Source organism: Rhodococcoides kroppenstedtii, from assembly GCF_900111805.1.
Taxonomy (GTDB): domain Bacteria; phylum Actinomycetota; class Actinomycetes; order Mycobacteriales; family Mycobacteriaceae; genus Rhodococcoides; species Rhodococcoides kroppenstedtii.
In genome coordinates this window covers 364,905-382,342 of record NZ_FOJN01000002.1, presented here as the reverse complement: position 1 = coordinate 382,342, position 17,438 = coordinate 364,905, and the positions used below count along the sequence as shown (strand labels likewise).

At 72.1% G+C, this 17,438-nt stretch carries 13 protein-coding genes; 6 read left to right on the top strand and 7 right to left on the bottom strand.

What is annotated here, in order from left to right:
• Positions 1-6: 6 nt before the first annotated feature.
• The 3 genes from BMZ18_RS03860 to BMZ18_RS03850 all read left to right on the top strand — a co-directional run bounded on the left by BMZ18_RS03860 (position 7) and on the right by BMZ18_RS03850 (position 3,704).
• Entirely contained in the window at positions 7-1,425 is a 1,419-nt protein-coding gene (locus BMZ18_RS03860; RefSeq protein WP_068365626.1) for a zinc-dependent metalloprotease, read from the top strand.
• Positions 1,426-1,787: 362 nt separating this feature from the next.
• Complete coding sequence (locus BMZ18_RS19095) at positions 1,788-2,375, top strand: TOMM precursor leader peptide-binding protein (RefSeq protein WP_139203818.1); 588 nt, start codon at positions 1,788-1,790, stop codon at positions 2,373-2,375.
• Positions 2,376-2,393: 18 nt separating this feature from the next.
• Positions 2,394-3,704, top strand: a complete 1,311-nt coding sequence (locus tag BMZ18_RS03850) for an ABC1 kinase family protein (RefSeq protein ID WP_068360222.1) — start codon at positions 2,394-2,396, stop codon at positions 3,702-3,704.
• A gap of 3 nt (positions 3,705-3,707) precedes the next feature.
• Here the strand turns inward: BMZ18_RS03850 and BMZ18_RS03845 are convergent, their stop codons facing one another.
• The 3 genes from BMZ18_RS03845 to BMZ18_RS03835 form a co-directional block, all read right to left on the bottom strand.
• Entirely contained in the window at positions 3,708-4,025 is a 318-nt protein-coding gene (locus BMZ18_RS03845) for a WhiB family transcriptional regulator (protein ID WP_068101822.1), read from the bottom strand.
• A 127-nt stretch (positions 4,026-4,152) separates the two neighbouring features.
• A complete protein-coding gene (locus BMZ18_RS03840) occupies positions 4,153-4,356 on the bottom strand; it encodes a hypothetical protein (RefSeq protein ID WP_139203815.1) in 204 nt (67 codons plus the stop codon).
• Between the two features lie 165 nt (positions 4,357-4,521).
• The gene (locus tag BMZ18_RS03835; RefSeq protein WP_068360225.1) at positions 4,522-6,621 is read right to left on the bottom strand and encodes an ATP-dependent DNA helicase UvrD2; all 2,100 of its coding nucleotides are present in this window, start codon (positions 6,619-6,621) and stop codon (positions 4,522-4,524) included.
• 165 nt (positions 6,622-6,786) lie between these two features.
• Here BMZ18_RS03835 and BMZ18_RS03830 point away from each other — a divergent pair, with 165 nt between their 5' ends.
• Positions 6,787-7,014 carry a mycoredoxin gene (locus BMZ18_RS03830; protein ID WP_068101829.1) on the top strand — a complete coding sequence of 76 codons (228 nt, stop codon included), beginning with the start codon at positions 6,787-6,789 and terminating at the stop codon, positions 7,012-7,014.
• Between the two features lie 34 nt (positions 7,015-7,048).
• Here the strand turns inward: BMZ18_RS03830 and nudC are convergent, their stop codons facing one another.
• Both nudC and BMZ18_RS03820 read right to left on the bottom strand, forming a co-directional pair.
• Positions 7,049-7,921, bottom strand: a complete 873-nt coding sequence (gene nudC, locus BMZ18_RS03825; RefSeq protein ID WP_068360229.1) for an NAD(+) diphosphatase — start codon at positions 7,919-7,921, stop codon at positions 7,049-7,051.
• A gap of 88 nt (positions 7,922-8,009) precedes the next feature.
• Positions 8,010-9,080 (bottom strand): potassium channel family protein, encoded by a 1,071-nt coding sequence (locus BMZ18_RS03820; protein WP_068101834.1) that lies wholly within the window; start codon positions 9,078-9,080, stop codon positions 8,010-8,012.
• A gap of 134 nt (positions 9,081-9,214) precedes the next feature.
• Between BMZ18_RS03820 and BMZ18_RS03815 the strand changes: the two genes are divergently transcribed.
• Positions 9,215-9,646, top strand: a complete 432-nt coding sequence (locus BMZ18_RS03815) for a DoxX family protein (protein WP_068360232.1) — start codon at positions 9,215-9,217, stop codon at positions 9,644-9,646.
• Here the strand turns inward: BMZ18_RS03815 and BMZ18_RS03810 are convergent.
• Positions 9,606-13,010 (bottom strand): ATP-dependent helicase, encoded by a 3,405-nt coding sequence (locus BMZ18_RS03810; RefSeq protein ID WP_074921779.1) that lies wholly within the window; start codon positions 13,008-13,010, stop codon positions 9,606-9,608. The two genes, BMZ18_RS03815 and BMZ18_RS03810, sit on opposite strands and share 41 nt — an antisense overlap.
• A 49-nt stretch (positions 13,011-13,059) precedes the next feature.
• A complete protein-coding gene (locus tag BMZ18_RS03805) occupies positions 13,060-16,581 on the bottom strand; it encodes an ATP-dependent helicase (protein ID WP_068360197.1) in 3,522 nt (1,173 codons plus the stop codon).
• Between the two features lie 51 nt (positions 16,582-16,632).
• Here BMZ18_RS03805 and BMZ18_RS03800 point away from each other — a divergent pair, with 51 nt between their 5' ends.
• Positions 16,633-17,430 (top strand): alpha/beta fold hydrolase, encoded by a 798-nt coding sequence (locus BMZ18_RS03800; protein ID WP_068101843.1) that lies wholly within the window; start codon positions 16,633-16,635, stop codon positions 17,428-17,430.
• Positions 17,431-17,438 lie beyond the last annotated feature (8 nt).

The following is a 17,438-nucleotide window of genomic DNA, read 5'->3' as shown; positions in this document are numbered from 1 at the left end:
TGGGGCATGGCGAACACTCCCTTCGGATTCTCGAACTCCGACGACGACGGCGACGACGCCGCCCGCCGCGACCCCTCGCGCGGCTCGGGAGGTGGGGAGAATCCGTTCGCGGCGTTCGGCGGGGGCGCGCAGGGCTTCGACCCCGCCGCTCTCGGGCAGATGTTCACGCAGATGGGTCAGATGCTCAGCGGGATGGGCCAGGGCGGGTCGCAGAGCGGACCGGTGAACTACGACCTCGCCGCCAAGCTCGCGCGTCAGCAGATGGGCACGACGGCGCCGGTGCGCGAAGGCTCGCGCACGGCGATCCGCGATTCCGCCCATCTCGCCGAACAATGGCTGAACGAGGCCACGATCCTCCCGGCCGGTGCCGCGCGGACCGAGGCGTGGACGCCGCAGGAGTGGCTCGATCGCACCCTGGACACCTGGAAGCGCCTGTGCGACCCGGTGGCGGAGCAGATCTCGGGGATGTGGACGTCGGCACTGCCGCCCGAGGCCCAGCAGATGATGGGCCCGATGATCGGAATGCTGGGCTCGATGGGCGGCATGGCCTTCGGTTCGCAGCTGGGCCAGGCTCTCGGTCAGCTCTCGAAGGAGGTGCTCACCAGCACCGACATCGGACTTCCGCTCGGACCGGCGGACACCGCCGCCCTTCTGCCCGAGGCGGTGGCCGCGTTCGCCGAGGGCACCGAGCTGCCCGAGCGCGAGGTCCTCGTCTTCCTCGCCGCCCGCGAGGCGGCACACCATCGCCTCTACTCGCACGTGCCGTGGTTGCGTCAGCGAGTACTCGCCACCGTGGAGGAGTACGCCCGCGGTATCCGCATGGACTTCGGTGCCATCGAGGAGGCTGCTCGCGGTATCGACCCCTCCGCCCTGACCGACCCCTCCCAGCTCGAGAAGATCCTGCAGCAGGGCACGTTCGAACCGCAGACGACGCCGGAACAGAAGGCAGCCCTCGAACGCCTCGAGGTGCTCCTGGCCCTCGTCGAGGGGTGGGTGGACACGGTGGTGGCGGCCGCGCTGGGCGAACGTATCCCCGGTGCGATGGCCCTCGCCGAGACCATGCGTCGTCGTCGTGCGTCGGGCGGCCCGGCCGAGCAGACCTTCGCCACCCTCGTCGGGCTCGAGCTGCGACCGCGCAAGGTGCGCGAAGCGGCCGAGCTCTGGCGGCGCCTGACCGATGGCGCCGGCATCGAGGGACGGGACGGCGTGTGGGCCCACCCGGATCTGCTTCCGTCCGCCGCCGATCTGGACGACGACGCTGCCTTCGTCGACCGCATCGTCGGCGGGGACACCGGCACGTTCGACGATCCCATCGCCCAGCTCGAGGAGTTCGAGCGTCGGCGCGCGAAAGAGACTGCGCCGGAGCAGGATTCGGACGACGACGATCGTCGCGACGGTCCGGAGAGCGGCCCCGCGCCGGTGTGAGGTCGCCTGTGGACAACCGGCCGCCGACGACGGCACGGCCGGCTGTCCGTGTGCAACAGTGCCCGCCATGGTCGAGACGATCGTCGCGGGGCATCCGCGCCTGACACCGCATCTGGTTCTGCTCGCGCGGCGCGACGAGCGCGTGCAGATCGGGTGGTCGCCCGACACCCGAATGATCCTCGCCCCGCCGCCGGGACTGGACGCGGCCACGATGATCGGCGCACTGAGGCTGCTCGACGGGCAGCGGTCTCTGCCCGAGGTGCTGTGGCGGGCCGCCGAACGCGGAGTCGACTCGGCGGCCATGTCCGCCGTGGTGCGAGTGCTGGACGAGGCCGGGTTCCTGCACCGGCAGCCCCCACCGGGTGCCGACCCCCCCGCCCCCCGCAGTGCTGGTGGTCGGTCGCGGCCCCCTCGCCGACGCCGTGTGCGCGAGCCTGCGCCGCGGCGCCGCCGTCGATCACCGGATTGCTTACCCCCGTCCGCTGCCGACGGACCTCGCCGCCGTCGTGCTCACCGACTCGGTGGTGACACCGCCCGACGTGGTCCGGCACCTGATGCACGACGGCATCCCTCATCTCCCGGTGCGCTGCCGCGACGGCGTCGGCGTGGTGGGACCGTTCGTCGTCCCCGGCCGTACCGCGTGCCTGCACTGCGTGGAACTGACCCGGTGCGACCTCGACCGCGAGTGGCCGTTCCTCGCAGCCCAACTGGGCGGCCACGCCGCCTCCGCCTCGCCGACGACGCTCACGGCGACGGCCGCGTTCGCCGTGGGGCGAGTTCACGATTTTCTCGGCGACCGCCTGCCGTTCTCGCAGCGGACGACGCACACCCGACCCTCGCCGCTCGAGATGGGTCACAGTCAGGAGATCGACACCGCCGCCGGTACGGTGCGTCGACGACGCTGGCGGCGGCACCCGGTCTGCCCCTGCTCCGGGCACGCCCCCGCCTGATCCGGAATGATGGATCGTATGCCCGACATTCCGCGCAGCAGCTCCGCCCGAACCGCCAAGCTCGCCAGCATTCCGCTCGGCATGGCCGGCCGCGCCGCCCTCGGCTTCGGACGCAAGCTCGCCGGAGGCAACCGTGCGGAGATCGATGCCGAGTTGACGGCCAAGGCCGCCGAGCAGATGTTCGCCGTGCTCGGCGAACTCAAGGGCGGCGCCATGAAACTGGGCCAGGCGCTCAGCGTCATGGAGGCGGCGGTTCCGGAGGAGATGGCCGGTCCGTACCGGGAAGCGCTGACCAAGCTGCAGGCGGAAGCCCCGCCCATGCCGGCCAAGACGGTGCATCGCGTGCTGGATCAGCAGTTGGGCACCGCGTGGCGATCCCGCGTCACCGAGTTCGACGACGAGCCGGTGGCGTCGGCCAGTATCGGTCAGGTGCACCGGGCCACCTGGTCGGACGGCCGGGCAGTCGCGGTGAAGATTCAGTATCCCGGTGCCGACGACGCCCTGCGCGCCGACCTCAAGACCCTGTCGCGTTTCGTCGGCCTGCTCGGCACGCTCGCCCCCGGAACCGACGTGCGGGCGGTGCTCGACGAGATGTCGGCCCGTACCGAGGAGGAACTCGACTACCGCATCGAAGGCGAGAATCAGCGCGCCTTCGCCGCCACCTACGACGGCGATCCTCGCTTCGCCGTTCCTCGGGTCGTCGCCAGTGCTCCCAAAGCCGTGATCACCGAGTGGATGGACGGCACCGCTCTGTCCAGGGTCGTCGCCTCCGGAACCACCGAACAGCGCAACACCGCCGGGGAGAACCTGGCGCGCTTTCACTTCGAATCGGCGCAGCGGGTGCGTCGGCTGCACGGCGATCCCCACCCCGGCAACTTCAAGCTCCTCGACGACGGCCGTCTCGGCATCATCGACTTCGGCGCCTGCCTGTCCCTGCCGAACGGCCTCCCGCCCGAACTCGGACGGATGGTGCGACTGTCCCGTGACGAGGAGTTCGACGAGTTGAACGCGCTCATGCGCGACACCGGATTCGTCCTGCCCGGCCACACCGTGACCGACCAGGAGATCGCTGACTACCTCCGTCCGTTCACCGATCCGATCAAGACCGACTCCTTCCACTTCACCCGGAAGTGGATGCAGGAGACGGCGGGCCGCGCGGCGGACTTCAACGGTCCTCAGTTCCGCACGGCCCGCTCTCTGAACCTTCCTCCGCAGTACGCGGTGATCTTCCGCGTCCTGATGGGCTCGGTGGGCATCTGCGCCCAGCTCGATGCCTCCGCCCCGTACATGGCCATCCTCACCGAGTGGATGCCCGGGTTCGCGGACTGACGCTCACGCGCCGGTTGCCACCGGGTTCTTGCGGGGCCGGCCCCGACCGCGCTTCCGTGCGATGACGGCGCCCTGCTCGAAGATTTCACCGCCCCAGACGCCCCACGGCTCGGCGCGCTCGAGAGCGGCCTCGAGACACCAGGCGCGCACCGGGCAGTCGGCGCACAAGGCCTTGGCGCGCTCGAGCGCCGCCGGAGATTCGGCGAACCACAGGTCGGGATCGCCGCGATGGCACGGTAAAGCGCGGCCGCCGGTGGCCGCGGGCCCGGCATCGACCTCGTACGCATGGTCGGCGCGGGTCGTGTCGAGTGCGAGAGTCACGTCGTTCTCCTGTTCGGACGTCCGTCACGAGATGAGGGATGATCCGCGACGGCGCCGAGACAGGCTCGAACGACGAAGGCCACGGATCGTGGGTACGAATCCGTGGCCGGCAGGCAGGGCGGGTGTCCTAGGCGGACGACTCCCGCAGGGGTCCTGTCATCACGGATTCCGGAGCTACCCGGCGCTCACGAGCGCCACGCGGCAGCAGTGCCACGGGTGCGACGCGAGACACCACGGGTGCGACGGCGGTGTTCCCGCCGCGGTAGGCAGCGGCAGCGGTGTTCCCGCCGCGACGCGTCGCGGTGATGGCGAATGCGGTGCGAATCTCCACCGGGAACACCTCCCTCGAGGACGACTGAACGACCGGCCGGAGCCGAGTCACGACCGGATGCGATCGGGACGAGAACGACAGTAAACGGGCCGGCGGAACCGCACAACTCTTTTTCGACCTGCGCAAACGACGGTCAGCGGGTCGCCCGCTCCCCGACCGCACCGATCAGCGGGTCGCCCGCTCCCCGACGATCGCGAGGACGTCGGCCCCGAACCGCTCCAACTTCTTCGCGCCGATGCCCGGGATGGCCACGAGGGATCGGTCGTCGCGCGGACGCTGCTCGGCGATGGCCGTCAGGGTGTTGTCACTGAACACGACGTACGCGGGCACCTTCAACGTCTTCGACGTGGCCGACCGCCACTCCCGTAGCGCTTCGAGCAGGGGAACGTCCACGTCCGACGGACACTTCTCGCACCGACCCAGCATGGTGGCCACGGTCCCGATCACCGGCGAGCCGCAGACCCGACAGACCGGCCGCTTACGGGTGGGCGCCGGCGCGGCGATGCGGGAGGCCGGCGACGACTCGGGCACCAGGTCGACCAGGAAGCGCGACCGGCGACGGGACTTGCGCCCACCCTCGTTGCGTGCGAGAGCCCACGACAGCTCCATATGGACACGGGCCCGGGTCACCCCGACGTACAGCAGACGCCGCTCCTCCTCGACCGCGGCCTCGTCCGGCGCCGACGAGCTGTCCCCGAGAGCGTGACTGATCGGCAAGGTCCCGTCGACCAACCCCACCAGGAAGACGGCGTCCCACTCGAGCCCCTTCGCCGCGTGCAGCGACGCCAGGGTCACGCCCTCCACGGTCGGTGGGTGCCGCGCCTCGGCCCGCGTGCGCAGCTCGGCGAGCAAGCCGTCGAGGTCCAACTCCGGCACCTGCTCGAGAAGATCGGTCGTCAACGAGACGAGCGCCCGCAGCGCCGCCCACTTCTCGCGCGCCTGCGCGCCGGTGGGCTCGGTGGCCGTCAGCCCCTGCGGGGCCAGCACGGCCTCGACGAAGCGCACCATGCCCGGCCCCCGACGCGCGTCCTCCGGAAGGTCGTCACGCGCCGCCGCGGACCGAATGGCCGTCACGGCCGAGCGCACGTCCGCACGCTGGAAGAAGCTCTCACCTCCCCGCACCTGGTACGGGATCTCGAGATCGGTCAACGCCTGCTCGTGCGCCTCGGACTGGGCGTTGATGCGATAGAGCACCGCGATCTCGGACGGCCGCACACCGTCACGAATCAAGCGCTGCACGGTCCGCGCGACACCGGCGGCCTCCGACACCTCGTCGTCGTATTCGACGAACGTCGGCGCCGGCCCCGTCGGACGCTGACCCACCAGTTGCAGGCGGGTGCCGGCGATACGGCCACGCGCGGCCCCGATGACCTGATTGGCCAGTTCGACAACCTGGGGCGTGGAGCGGTAGTCCCGCTCGAGCCGGACCACGGTGGCCTCCGGGAAGCGACGGGAGAAGTCCAGGAGGTACTTCGGGGTGGCCCCGGTGAAGGAGTAGATGGTCTGGTTCGCGTCACCGACCACCGTGAGATCGTCCCGCTCGCCCACCCATGCATCGAGCACGCGCTGCTGCAGCGGCGTGACGTCCTGGTATTCGTCGACCACGAAGCAGCGGTAGCGCTCGCGGAACTCCTGTGCCACCGCCGGGCTGGTCTCGAGCGCGGCCGCGGTGTGCAGCAGGAGATCGTCGAAATCGAGCAGAACGGCGTCGGGATCCCGGTTCTTGAGCTGCTCGTACCCCTCGTACACCGCGGCCACCCGGTCCGCGTCCGTCGGCGTGTCCCGGCGCAACCGCGCCACCGTGGCGGCGTAGTCCTGCGGGGCGACCAGGGAGGCCTTGGCCCACTCGATCTCCCCGGCGAGGTCCCGGATGCTGTCCGTCGAGGTCGAGGCTCCGGCGGCCGACGCCGCCTGGCCGACCACGCCGAACTTGCGGTCGAGCAACCGCCACTCCGTGGTGCCCACGACCTGCGGCCAGAAGTACTTGAGCTGACGCATGGCCGCAGCGTGGAACGTCCGCGCCTGCACCTGGCCGCCGTCGTTCGCGATGCCCAGCAGACGCAGGCGCTCACGCATCTCCCCGGCCGCGCGGGCGGTGAACGTGACCGCCAGCACCTGGCTCGGTTTGACGTGGCCACCCGACACCAGATGGGCGATCCGGCGGGTGATGGTCCGAGTCTTGCCCGTTCCGGCGCCGGCGAGCACGCACACGGGGCCGCGGGGGGCCAGTACGGCAGCCGACTGCTCGGGGTCGAGTCCTTCCACGGCGTCGGTTGCGGTCACCCGGCCATCATGTCAGCCCCCTCCGACAGGAACCCGGGCACCGTCGGAGCTCGGGACACCGGTCACGCAGGACGGAACAATCCGGGCACGGCCGCGCGTTGACCGAACGTGACCACAGCAGACACTTCGCACGCACCGGCTCTGACCATGTACTCGACGTCGTGGTGCGGCTACTGCCGCCGGCTCAAGACCCAGCTCGACGAGAACGGCATCGCCTACACCGAGATCGACATCGAAGCCGATCCGGCATCGGCGGAGTTCGTCGGCAGTGTGAACGGCGGCAACCACGTCGTGCCGACGGTGAAGTACGCGGACGGCACGACGGCCACCAACCCGTCCCTGGCACAGGTGCGGAAGGCACTCGGCATCGCCTGAGGTCCAGGCCGCCGGCTCGCCCTGCCCGGAAGCATCAGTGGCGGGCGACCCACGATTCCAGCATCGCGCGCGCGATGGAGATCGATCCGGGCAGGAGCAAGGGCGCCGACGTCGAGGCCGCCCAGTCACCGGCGGCCAGCGCGGACTCGACCTCGCTGCGGTGGAACCACCGTGCCTCGGCGATTTCGCCGTCGGTGAAGGCGAGCGACGCGTCCGGATCCGCTCGCGCCGCGAAACCGATCATGATGGACCGCGGAAACGGCCAGGGCTGACTTCCGAGGTAGTCGATGTCGGTGACGCCCAGACCGACCTCTTCGCGCACCTCGCGCACCACGCACGTCTCGAGCGACTCCCCCGCTTCGACGAACCCGGCGAGAACGGACATCCGTCGCTCGGGCCACGTCGGCTGTCGCGCGAGCAGTACCCGATCGGCGCCGTCGTGGACCAGCACGATGATCGCGGGATCCGACCTCGGCCACTCCTCGTGCCCGGTGGCCTCCGACACTCGGGACCACCCGGCGGCCGACAGTCTCGTCGGCGAGCCGTCCCGCGCACTGAAGCGGGCGCTGCGATGCCAGTTCAGCAGGGCGACCGCCGTGACGACGACACCGGCGGAGGACTCGGTCAGCACGTCTCCGAAGGACCGCAGGTCGGTGGTCTCGCCCCCGAGCGACTCGACCGGAACCGCCCACAGATGCCGACCCTCGGCCCTGCCGAGGAACACGGCGTCGGTCGGCGGTGCGTCGGCGACGTCCGTCGCCGGGATCATGGCCACGGCCCCGTCGGCGACGGGGACCCGGCCGACCGGGTCGACGCGCAGCACCGACGCCGTCGGCCATCCCGCCGTCAACGCGTCGGAGTCCTTGCGGAGTTCTTCCGCCCGATCGAGCGGGGACCGCGACAGCATGGGCTCGGTGACGAGTGCGAAGGACACCTCACGACCCTAGCGAGCCGTCACCCGGCCGCCCGCCGCGCCGCCCCGAGCGAGGCGCCGATCAGGCGCTCACACGGCGGATGTACAGCAGGCGATCGTCGGCTTCGATGGCGTCGACCTCGGGCGCACCCACCCGGACCAGGCGACCGTCCCGCACCACGCCCAGGACGATGTCGGACAGATGGCGCGGTGATCCGCCCACCTCGTCGCGTTCGACCTCGCGCTCGGCGATCGCGAACCCGGCCTCCGGCGTCAGGAGGTCCTCCATCATCTCCACCACCGACGGAGTGGTGGTCGCGATGCCGAGCAGGCGTCCCGCCGTCTCCGACGACACGACCACCGAATCGGCACCCGACTGACGCAGCAGATGGACGTTCTCCGCCTCGCGCACCGCCGCGACGATCTTCGCCTTGGGCGCGATCTCCCGTGCGGTCAAGGTGACGAGCACGGCGGTGTCGTCGCGGTTGGTCGCGACGATGATCGACGCCGCGTACTGCGCGCCGGTCAGGCGCAGGACGTCGCTGCGGGTGGCGGAGCCGTACACCGTGACCAGACCGACGTTGGCCGCCGCGTCCAACGCCGTCTGATCGGTGTCGACGACGACGATTTCGGACGCCGAGATCCCGTCGCCCAGCATGGCGTCGACGGCGGTCCGCCCCTTCGTTCCGTAGCCCACGACCACCGTGTGGTTGCGCACGTTTCGCCTCCATCGCTGAATCTTGAACGCCTGCCGCGAACGCTCGGTGAGAACTGCCAGGGTGGTGCCGACCAGCAGGATGAGGAAGAACACGCGCAGCGGCGTGATCACGAGGATGTTGACCAGGCGCGCGGACGGGGTGATCGGGGCGATGTCGCCGTATCCCGTGGTCGAGAGCGACACCGTCGTGTAGTAGAACGCGTCGAGGAACGACAGGTCGTCGCCCTGATTGTCGGCGTATCCGTCGCGGTCGACGTAGACCACCAGGGCCGCGACGAAGAGCACGATCAGGGCGATGACGATGCGGCGATAGATCGCCCGCCACGGGCTCGACTCGAATTCCGGGATGCGTAGCACGCCGACCAGCGCGAAGTCCGGCCGATCGGTGAGCGCGGCGTTGGTGTTCTGCAGCCGCCTACGCAACCGTCCCGCCATCGTCTGGTCGTCCTCGCTCCTCGGGCGTCGTCGAGCGCGCTCGCGTCGACCGATGCGACTGTAACCGAGCGCAGGGCCGGGTGACCCGAACCGACCGGAAGCCCGTCCGCTGCGCCCGTGGCAGGCTCGTCGGCATGACCCGACGCGCCCGCCCCCGACTCCGACTCGGACTCCGACGCAGTTCCTCCCGCACCGACGCCGCCGCGACGCGCCTCGCCGTTCTCCTCGGCGGCGCCGGCGTGCTGCACTTCGTCGCTCCGGCGCCGTTCGACGCCCAGGTACCCCGGGCGCTGCCGGGATCGGCCCGGACGTACACCTACGTCTCGGGAGCGGCGGAGGTCGCGTTGGCCGCCGGGCTCGCGGCGCCGCGCACCCGTCGGGTGACCGGTGCGGCCGCCGCCGCGTTCTTCGTGGCCGTGTTCCCGGCCAACGTCAACATGGCCGTGCTCTGGCTGCGGAGCACCCGCACGTCGACAGCGCAGAAAGTCGGTGTGGTGCTGCGGCTTCCGTTGCAGATCCCACTGATCACGCAGGCGTGGTCGGTGTACTCGCGGGGTCCGCGCTAGCCGCGGAGCCCACCAGTCGGGCGAGAGCGTCCGCGTCCGGGAGATCCTGCGGCGCCACCGTGGTTCCCGACCGGACGTAGTGGAACGCCGCCCGGACGCGGTCCAGGGGCACGCCGGCCAGCTCCGACCAGGCCACCCGGTAGGCCGCGAGCTGCAGTGCCACCGCCCGTTCCTCCGCCGGCGTCGGTCGGGCGCCGGTCTTCCAGTCCACCACCGTGAATCCGCCGTCGGTGTCGGCGAACACCGCGTCCATGCGGCCCCGGAGCACCACACCCCCCACCGACGTCTCGAACGGCACCTCCACCTCGATCGGACTGCGCAGCGCCCACGGCGAGGCGTCGAAGGCACGCTGGAGGCCCTCGAGATCGGCGTCCGATCCGGTCGCCCCGTCGGCGGCGCCGGGCAACTCGTCGAGGTCGAGCAGGCGGGTGGCCCCGAACCGCCGCTCCACCCACGCGTGGAACGCGGTTCCACGGCGCGCCAACGGGTTCGGCGCGAACGGCACCGGCCGTCGCAGCGTTCCGGCCAGCCGATCGGGATCGGCCACCAGGTCCACCAGTTGGCTCACCGACAGCGTGTTCGGGACCGGCACGTCGGTGATTCCCGGGGCGACGCGCTCACGCTCGGCCAACAGCAGGTCGATGTCGCGGTGCCACCCCTCGGGATCGTCCCGTTCCGCCTCGGGGCCGGTCCCGTCGGTCGGGTCGTCCGCCCGACTCGCCATCGCCTCCCGGACCGCCGCGGCGCCCGCGTCGACGGCGGCACGCCGCACCCCGAGCGGGTCGGCCGGCCACTGCGCGGAGACCACACGGTCCTCGTACGGATTCGCGGCGCCGTCGGCCGGCGCGTCGTCCCACCGGACCACGGTGCCCGCGTCGGCCCTCGCGTCGGCGAGCGCCTTCAGCTCCGACAGGAACGGGGACGGCCCCTTGGGCCGACTCGACCCCGGCGACCAGTGATGCCCCGAGACCAGGAGAACCCGTTCGGTTCGCGTCACGGCCACGTAGAACAGCCGGCGGTCCTCGTCGAGTCGACGTCCCGCGAGCGCCTTCTTGTGACGGTCGATGGCGGTCTCGAGGTCCGCGCGGTGCGCGGCATCCGACACGTCGAGCACCGGGACACCGTCCGCCGCCTCGCCCGGCTGCGCTCGGTCTCCTCGAAGGTCGGGCGGCAGCTCGGCGACGGTGGTCATCCAGGTCGGCTGACCACGGGTGGAGGGAAACACCCCGGCGCACACGCCCGGCACGGCCACGACCTCCCACTCGAGCCCCTTGGCCGCATGCACGGTGAGGATCTGCACCCGATGCGGATCGACCTCCACCTCCCCCGGCTCCAACCCGTCCTCGACGTCGTCGGCGGCGGCGAGGTAGGCCAGGAGACCGCCCAGGGTGGCGGTGCGCTGGTCGGCGAAATCGGCGACGACGTCCGCGAACGCGTCGAGGTGCTCGCGTCCCCCGGCGATACGCGCGGCACCGCCGGCCCCGGCGTAGCGCGTCCGAGCGCCGGCCTCGATGCCGAGCCCGAGCACTCGCTCGACGTCCGCCACCAGATCCGGGAGCGGCTGCCCCAGCCGGGTGCGCAGCGTCTGCAGTTCTGCACCGAGTGCGGTGACCCGCGCGTACCCGGCGGCGGAGTACTGGGACGGATCCCCCGGGTCGGCGATGGCGTCGACGAGTCCCGATTCCTCCGAGCGCTCCCCGGGGAGGACGTCGCCCAGCGCCTGCGCGAGATCGTCGACGTCGGTGACCGCGCCCGTGCGGCCGTGGCCGGCACCGGCGGCTACGGCTCGGGCTCGTCGGGACAGCGCACGCAGGTCGGCGATACCGATCTGCCATCGCGCCCCGGTGAGGATCCGCACGGCGGCGGAACCCGCGAGGGGGTCCGAGAGCATGCGCAGTACCGCGACCAGGTCCGCCACCTCGGGTGTGCGCAGCAGTCCGCCGAGCCCGACCACCTCGACCGGGAGCCCGCGGCGGCGCAGGGCCTCTGCGATCGGTTCCGCGTCGGCGTTGCGACGAATCAGCACCGCCGCGGTGGGGGGCGGATCGTCCCGACGTCGAGCGTCCTCGTACTCCCGCGAGATGACGTCGGCCACCCAGGCGCGTTCCTCGTCCGCCGTGGTGGTGAGGGCGAGGCGTACATCGCCCGCCGACGCGCCCGGCCGGGCCGTGAGTTCCTCGACGGCGACCCCTCGCTCGCGGAGCGGCGACGCCACCGCGTTGGCCAGCACCAGTGCTTCCGGCGGGTTACGCCAGCTGGTGGAAAGGAACCGTCGATCGGCGAGTACCGCGGCACCACGCCGCCGGGCGGCGGGAAAGTCGGTCACGAACCGGGGCAGGTTGGCGGCGGAGGCTCCGCGCCAGCCGTAGATCGATTGCATCGGGTCGCCGACGGCCGTCACGGACAGCGCGGTGTCCTGCGCTCGGCCGAACAACGAGGACAGCAGAACTCGCTGCGAGTGCCCGGTGTCCTGATACTCGTCGAGCAGGACGAGCCGGAAGCGCTCGCGTTCCGCGCGTCCCGCCTCGGCGTGGTCGGCGGCCAGACGCGCCGCCAGTGACATCTGCCGCCCGAAGTCCAGCCGGCCCTCTCGCCGCAGCGCCTCGTGCAGTCGCTCGACGAGGGGCAGCATCGCGATGCGATCGTCCTGGACGGACACCACCGTGGTCAGTGCCTTGGTCGGATCCCCGTCGCGCTGCGAAGGACCCGGCGGAAGGGTGGCCACGAGTATCGCGAGCGCATCGCGGACCGCCGGAAGATCGGCCGGCTCGACGAGATGCTCGGCCAGTTGACCGGACAGCGCCAGCACCTGCTGGGTGACCGTGGAGGGGATCTTGTCGGTGTCGATGTGGCCGTCCCAGTCGGACACCACCCGGAACGCGATCTGCCAGAGCTCGGTATCGGAGACCAGCGAGGTCGCCGGTTCCAGCGGCAGCACCATGCCGTATCGGTCGAGGAGCCGCCCGGCGTACGCGTGATACGTGGAGACCTCCGGCTCACCTGACACGATGTCCCGACGGAGGTCGCCGCTCGGATCCAGACGCGTGACGAGGTCGGACCCCGCGAGCCGCGACAACCGCTGTCGGATGCGCTGCGCCAACTGCTGGGCGGCCTTGCGGGTGAACGTCAGGCCCAGTACCTCGTCCGGCCGGACGAGCCGGTTGGCCACCATCCAGACCACCCGTGCGGCCATGGTCTCCGTCTTGCCCGCCCCCGCACCGGCGACCACCAGCAAAGGCCCTCGCGGCGCGGCGATCACCGCCGCCTGCTCGTCCGTGGGCGTCGGCAGACCCAGCGCACGAGCAAGGTCCGCGGGGTCGACCGTCGCGTCCACGCGCTCCTCGGATGCGGTGCCGCGCGTCATGCGTCGCCCCCCGTCATGCCCCCGTCACCCGACCTTTCACCGTCACCGGTCATCCTTCCGTCACCTGCCGCCCTCGATCCTGCGCGGGGCAGGCCGCCACCACCGGGCAGTGGCGGCACCCGTCGTTGACCCGCGCCTCGAACGTCGGCCCCCGCGTGGCCGCAGCCGCGGCAACGACGGTGTCTCGCCACTCCTCCAGCTGCTCCGTGGTGGGGGCGGGCTGTGTGCGTTCCACGGCGCCGGTGGAGCGATGGGTCTGCGCCACGTAGACGAGCCGGCCACCGCCGGGTTCGGCCGCCGGTTCGCCCTCGACGGCGCCGGCCGCGAGCGCCACCTGGTACGTCGCCAGCTGCGGATGCTCGGCGGCGGCCGTCTTGGTCACCGCGTTCTTGCCCGTCTTGACGTCGACCACCACCGGGCGGCCGTCCGGATCGTGCTCGAGGCGGTCGATCCGGCCCCGCAGCCGCACCGTGGGCTCGTCGGGCGACCGCGGCTCGAGCACCCCGTCGACAGGCACCTCGACGCCTGCTTCGGTCAACTCGCCACGGGAACGCTGCATCCAGTCGCGGAAGGTGTCGATCATGGCCGCCGTCCGCGCGAGCTCCCGTCGCGAGTACCACTCCGAGCCGAGATCCACTGCGCTCCAGGCCCGGTCGAGCTCCCGGCGAACTTCCTCCGCAGGAACACGCCCGGCGACCGCCTGCACGATGGTGTGGACGAGGTTGCCGGTGACCGCGTGGACGGTGTCGCCGTCCCGACCGCCGTGCCGCTCGAGCGCCCAGCGCAACGGGCAGGTCGACAACACCTCCACGGTCGACGGCGACAACGCGACGGCGGCCCCGCCCTCGCCGTCCTCCCCGTCCGCAACCCACAGGGCCGCCGTGGTGCTCGCCCCCCCGGTGCCGTACCAGGTGTCCGGATGCGCACCGGGAATGCCGGCCGCAGCGAGCCGAGCCAGCGCACCGACCGCCCGGGTATGTCGCCCGGGGTCCACCCGCGCCGCCGTCTCGTCGCACACGACCGCGCGCAGTTCGGCCACGATGTCGGGCAGGGCCAGCACACGGCTGTCCGCGATCCGGTCCGCACCGTCCGGCGTCCCCGTCGCACCCTCGTCCACCCGGACGCGGCCGGAGGCGATCAGCTCGTCGACGAACCGGGAGCGCAACGTCTCCTCGCCGCCGGTCACCGAGTCGACCGCGGTGACGAGCAGTGCCTCCCGCGCCCGCGAGCAGGCGGACAGGAACAGGCGACGCTCCTCGGCCAGCAGCGGTGCCGTGCGAGACAGTCGGCGGTCGACGTCGCCCGCGGCGGTGGTGACACCCGCGTCGACGTCGAGCAGGTCCTCGACACCGAGCAGCGTTCCGCGCGGACGGAGCGCCGGCCACAGCCCGTCCTGCACCCCCGCCACGACCACGACGTCCCACTCACGTCCGGCCGCCGCGTGGGCGCTCACGATTCGGACCGCGTCGGGGACGACGGTGGCGCGGCGCCCCTCGGTGGCCGGGATCTCCTGGTCGAGCACGTGATCGACGAAGCCGCCCAGGGTGCTGCGCGGAAGCGCGTCCACGTACGACGCGGCGGTGTCGAACAACGCGACCACGCTGTCGAGGTCGCGGTCGGCCTGGGCGCCGAGCGGGCCGCCCCGCGCCGACGCCGCGACCCAGCGCCGCTCCAGCGCGGTCGCCGTCCACGCGGCCCACAGCGCGTCCTCCACCCGACGCCCGTCCGGACCGACCGCCGCGGCCGCGGCGCGCACCACCTTGCGCACTCGGCGCAAGGGCGCGGCCTCGACGTCGGTCAACGTGTCGACGAGAGAGCCGACGTCGAGCGAGGTGGTGCCGGAGCTGCCGTCGCCGAGCACGGCGGTACCGGAGCTGCCGTCGCCGAGCACGGCGGTACCGGAGCTGCCGTCGCCGAGCACGGCGGTGCGGACCAGGTCCGCCGAGTCACGATCTCCGCCCCGAGCGACCTCCGCTCGGCGCAGGCCCCGGCGCAGACGGCGAAGCGACAGCGGGTCGGCCCCGCCGATGGGGCCTTCGAGCAGTGCGAACGCATCGTCGACAGTGAAGTCCGCCGCACCGGCCGGATCCGCGCTCCGGCTCGCGGCGACGGCACGCAGCACCCCGAGCAGGGACGCCGCCCCGCGTTGCCGCGACAACGGTAGGGCGGCGGCCGAAGTCACCACGGGAACGCCGGCAGCCAGCAACGCCCGCCGCAGCGGGGCCGCCGACCGGGGCACCGATCGCACGATCACGGCCATCTGGGACCAGGCGACACCGTCGCCGAGGTGCGCCCGACGCACGGTGTCCGCCACGACAGCCGCCTCCTTGGCGGCCGAGGTGGTGACGACCACCCGCGCCGGTGCGACGGCGCGGGTCCGCCTCGACGGGTCGGCCGCACCGCCGATCACCGCGTCGTCGACCGAATCGGCGGTCGGGTCAGCGGACCGGTCGACGACGACGTCGTCGCGATACCCGGATGCGCCGCGATGGTCGTGGCGACCGGGCAGGTTCCGGGCAACCTCCGCGGCCGCCGCGCCGACCGCGGCGGTGGCACGATGATTGTGCGTCAACACGATTCGCGTCTCCGGATCCTCCAGGAGGAACGCCGGGTCCGCGCCGCGGAAGGAATACACGGTCTGGTCCGGGTCCCCCACGACGAGCACCGTCCCGGCCCCGGACGCGACGGCGCGCACGATCGTGGCGGCCTGAGGATCGAGATGCTGCGCGTCGTCCACCAGGACGTGGCGGATCCGCGCGCGTTCGCGAGCGAGCAGGTCCGGATCGGTGGCGAACGCGGTGAGGGCCGAGCCGACGAGTTCCGCTGCGTCGAGGCCTGGTGACGTCGCCTCCGGCGTCTCGACCCCGACCGACCCACGCAGGACCATCGCCTGCTCGTACTGCGCGGCGAACTGTCCGACGGCGACCCAGGCCGGCCGCGCGTGCCGGCGACCCAGCTTCACCAGATCCTCCGGGCCCAGACCGCGTTCCGCGGCCCGGAGCACCAGGTTCCGCACCTCGGAGGCGAAGCCGGACAGCCCCAGCGCCGGTCGCAGGTGCTCCGGCCACCGCGTCGCGCCGTCGGCCAGTTCCCCCTGCAGCATCTCGCGCACGATCGAGTCCTGCTCCGCGCTCGTGAGCAACCGGGGCGGCGGATTGCCGTGGGCGGATGCCTGCAACCGCAGCACGGCGAAGGCATAGGAGTGCACGGTGCGCACCAGCGGCTCCCGCGTGGCCCGCCGGACGGACGCGCTCTCCCCGCGCGCCAAGAGCCCCGCGGTGATGCGTTCCCGCATGTCGACCGCCGCACGACGGGACTGGGTCAGGACGAGCACCGATTCCGGATCGACCCCCTCGTCCCGGATACGAGCCACCGCGACGTCCGCCACCAGCGACGTCTTACCCGTCCCCGGTCCGCCGAGTACCCGCCGGAACCCGGCGTCACCGGGAGCGAACAGCGAGGCACAGTCCACCGGCCACCGACGCTCGACCCGCTCCACGGGCAGCGGGCGCACCAAGCGCGCGCCCGCGACCGGCGCCCCGGCCGAGCCACCCGACGTCCTCTCCCTCATGCCGCGATTGCATCATGGGGGTCCGACACGACCGCCGCGCGAGGAGCTTCGATGACCGACCCGTCCGTTCATCTCTTCGGCCCCACCGACGGCCCGACGGTGCTCGCCGTGCACGGCATGACCGGGCACGGTCGACGCTGGCGGGCATGGAGCGAGCACCTGCCGCACGCGCGGGTGATCGCGCCGGACCTCATCGGTCACGGACACGCCCCGTACACACCGCCGTGGTCCATCGAGGCGCAGGTGGCCCGGTTGTCCGCGGTCCTCGCGGCCCATGGCGGCGGGCCCGCCGTGGTGGTCGGCCACTCCTACGGTTGCGCCCTGGCTCTGCACCTGGCCCGGACCGAGCCCGCCGCCGTCACCGGGCTCGTACTGCTCGACCCAGCGGCCGAACTACCGCCGGACAGCCTGCTCGAGGTCGCGGAATCGACCGTACGACACGACGACTACACCGACGCGGACGAGGCCCGCTCGGACAAGGTGCACGGCGCCTGGAACGACGTCCCGACCGAGCTGCTCGACGAGGAACTCGCGGAGCATCTGATCGACGCCGAGAACGGTCGGGTGCGGTGGCGCACGAGTACCGCGGCCGTGGTGGGGTCCTGGGGCGAACTGGCGCGCCCGATGGCCGTGCCGCCCGCGTCGGTCCCGACCGTGGTGGTGCGTGCGAGCCGGGTGCACCCGCCGTACCTGTCGGACGCGTGCCGGGAGCGACTGGCCGCGGAGCTCGACCACGTCACCTTCGTCGATCTCGACTGCGACCACATGGTCCCGCAGGCGAAGGGTCCGGAATCAGCGGCCATCGTCGCCGACCTGCTCACGACCACCGCGGCGGCGCCGCGTCAGTGACACCGCGG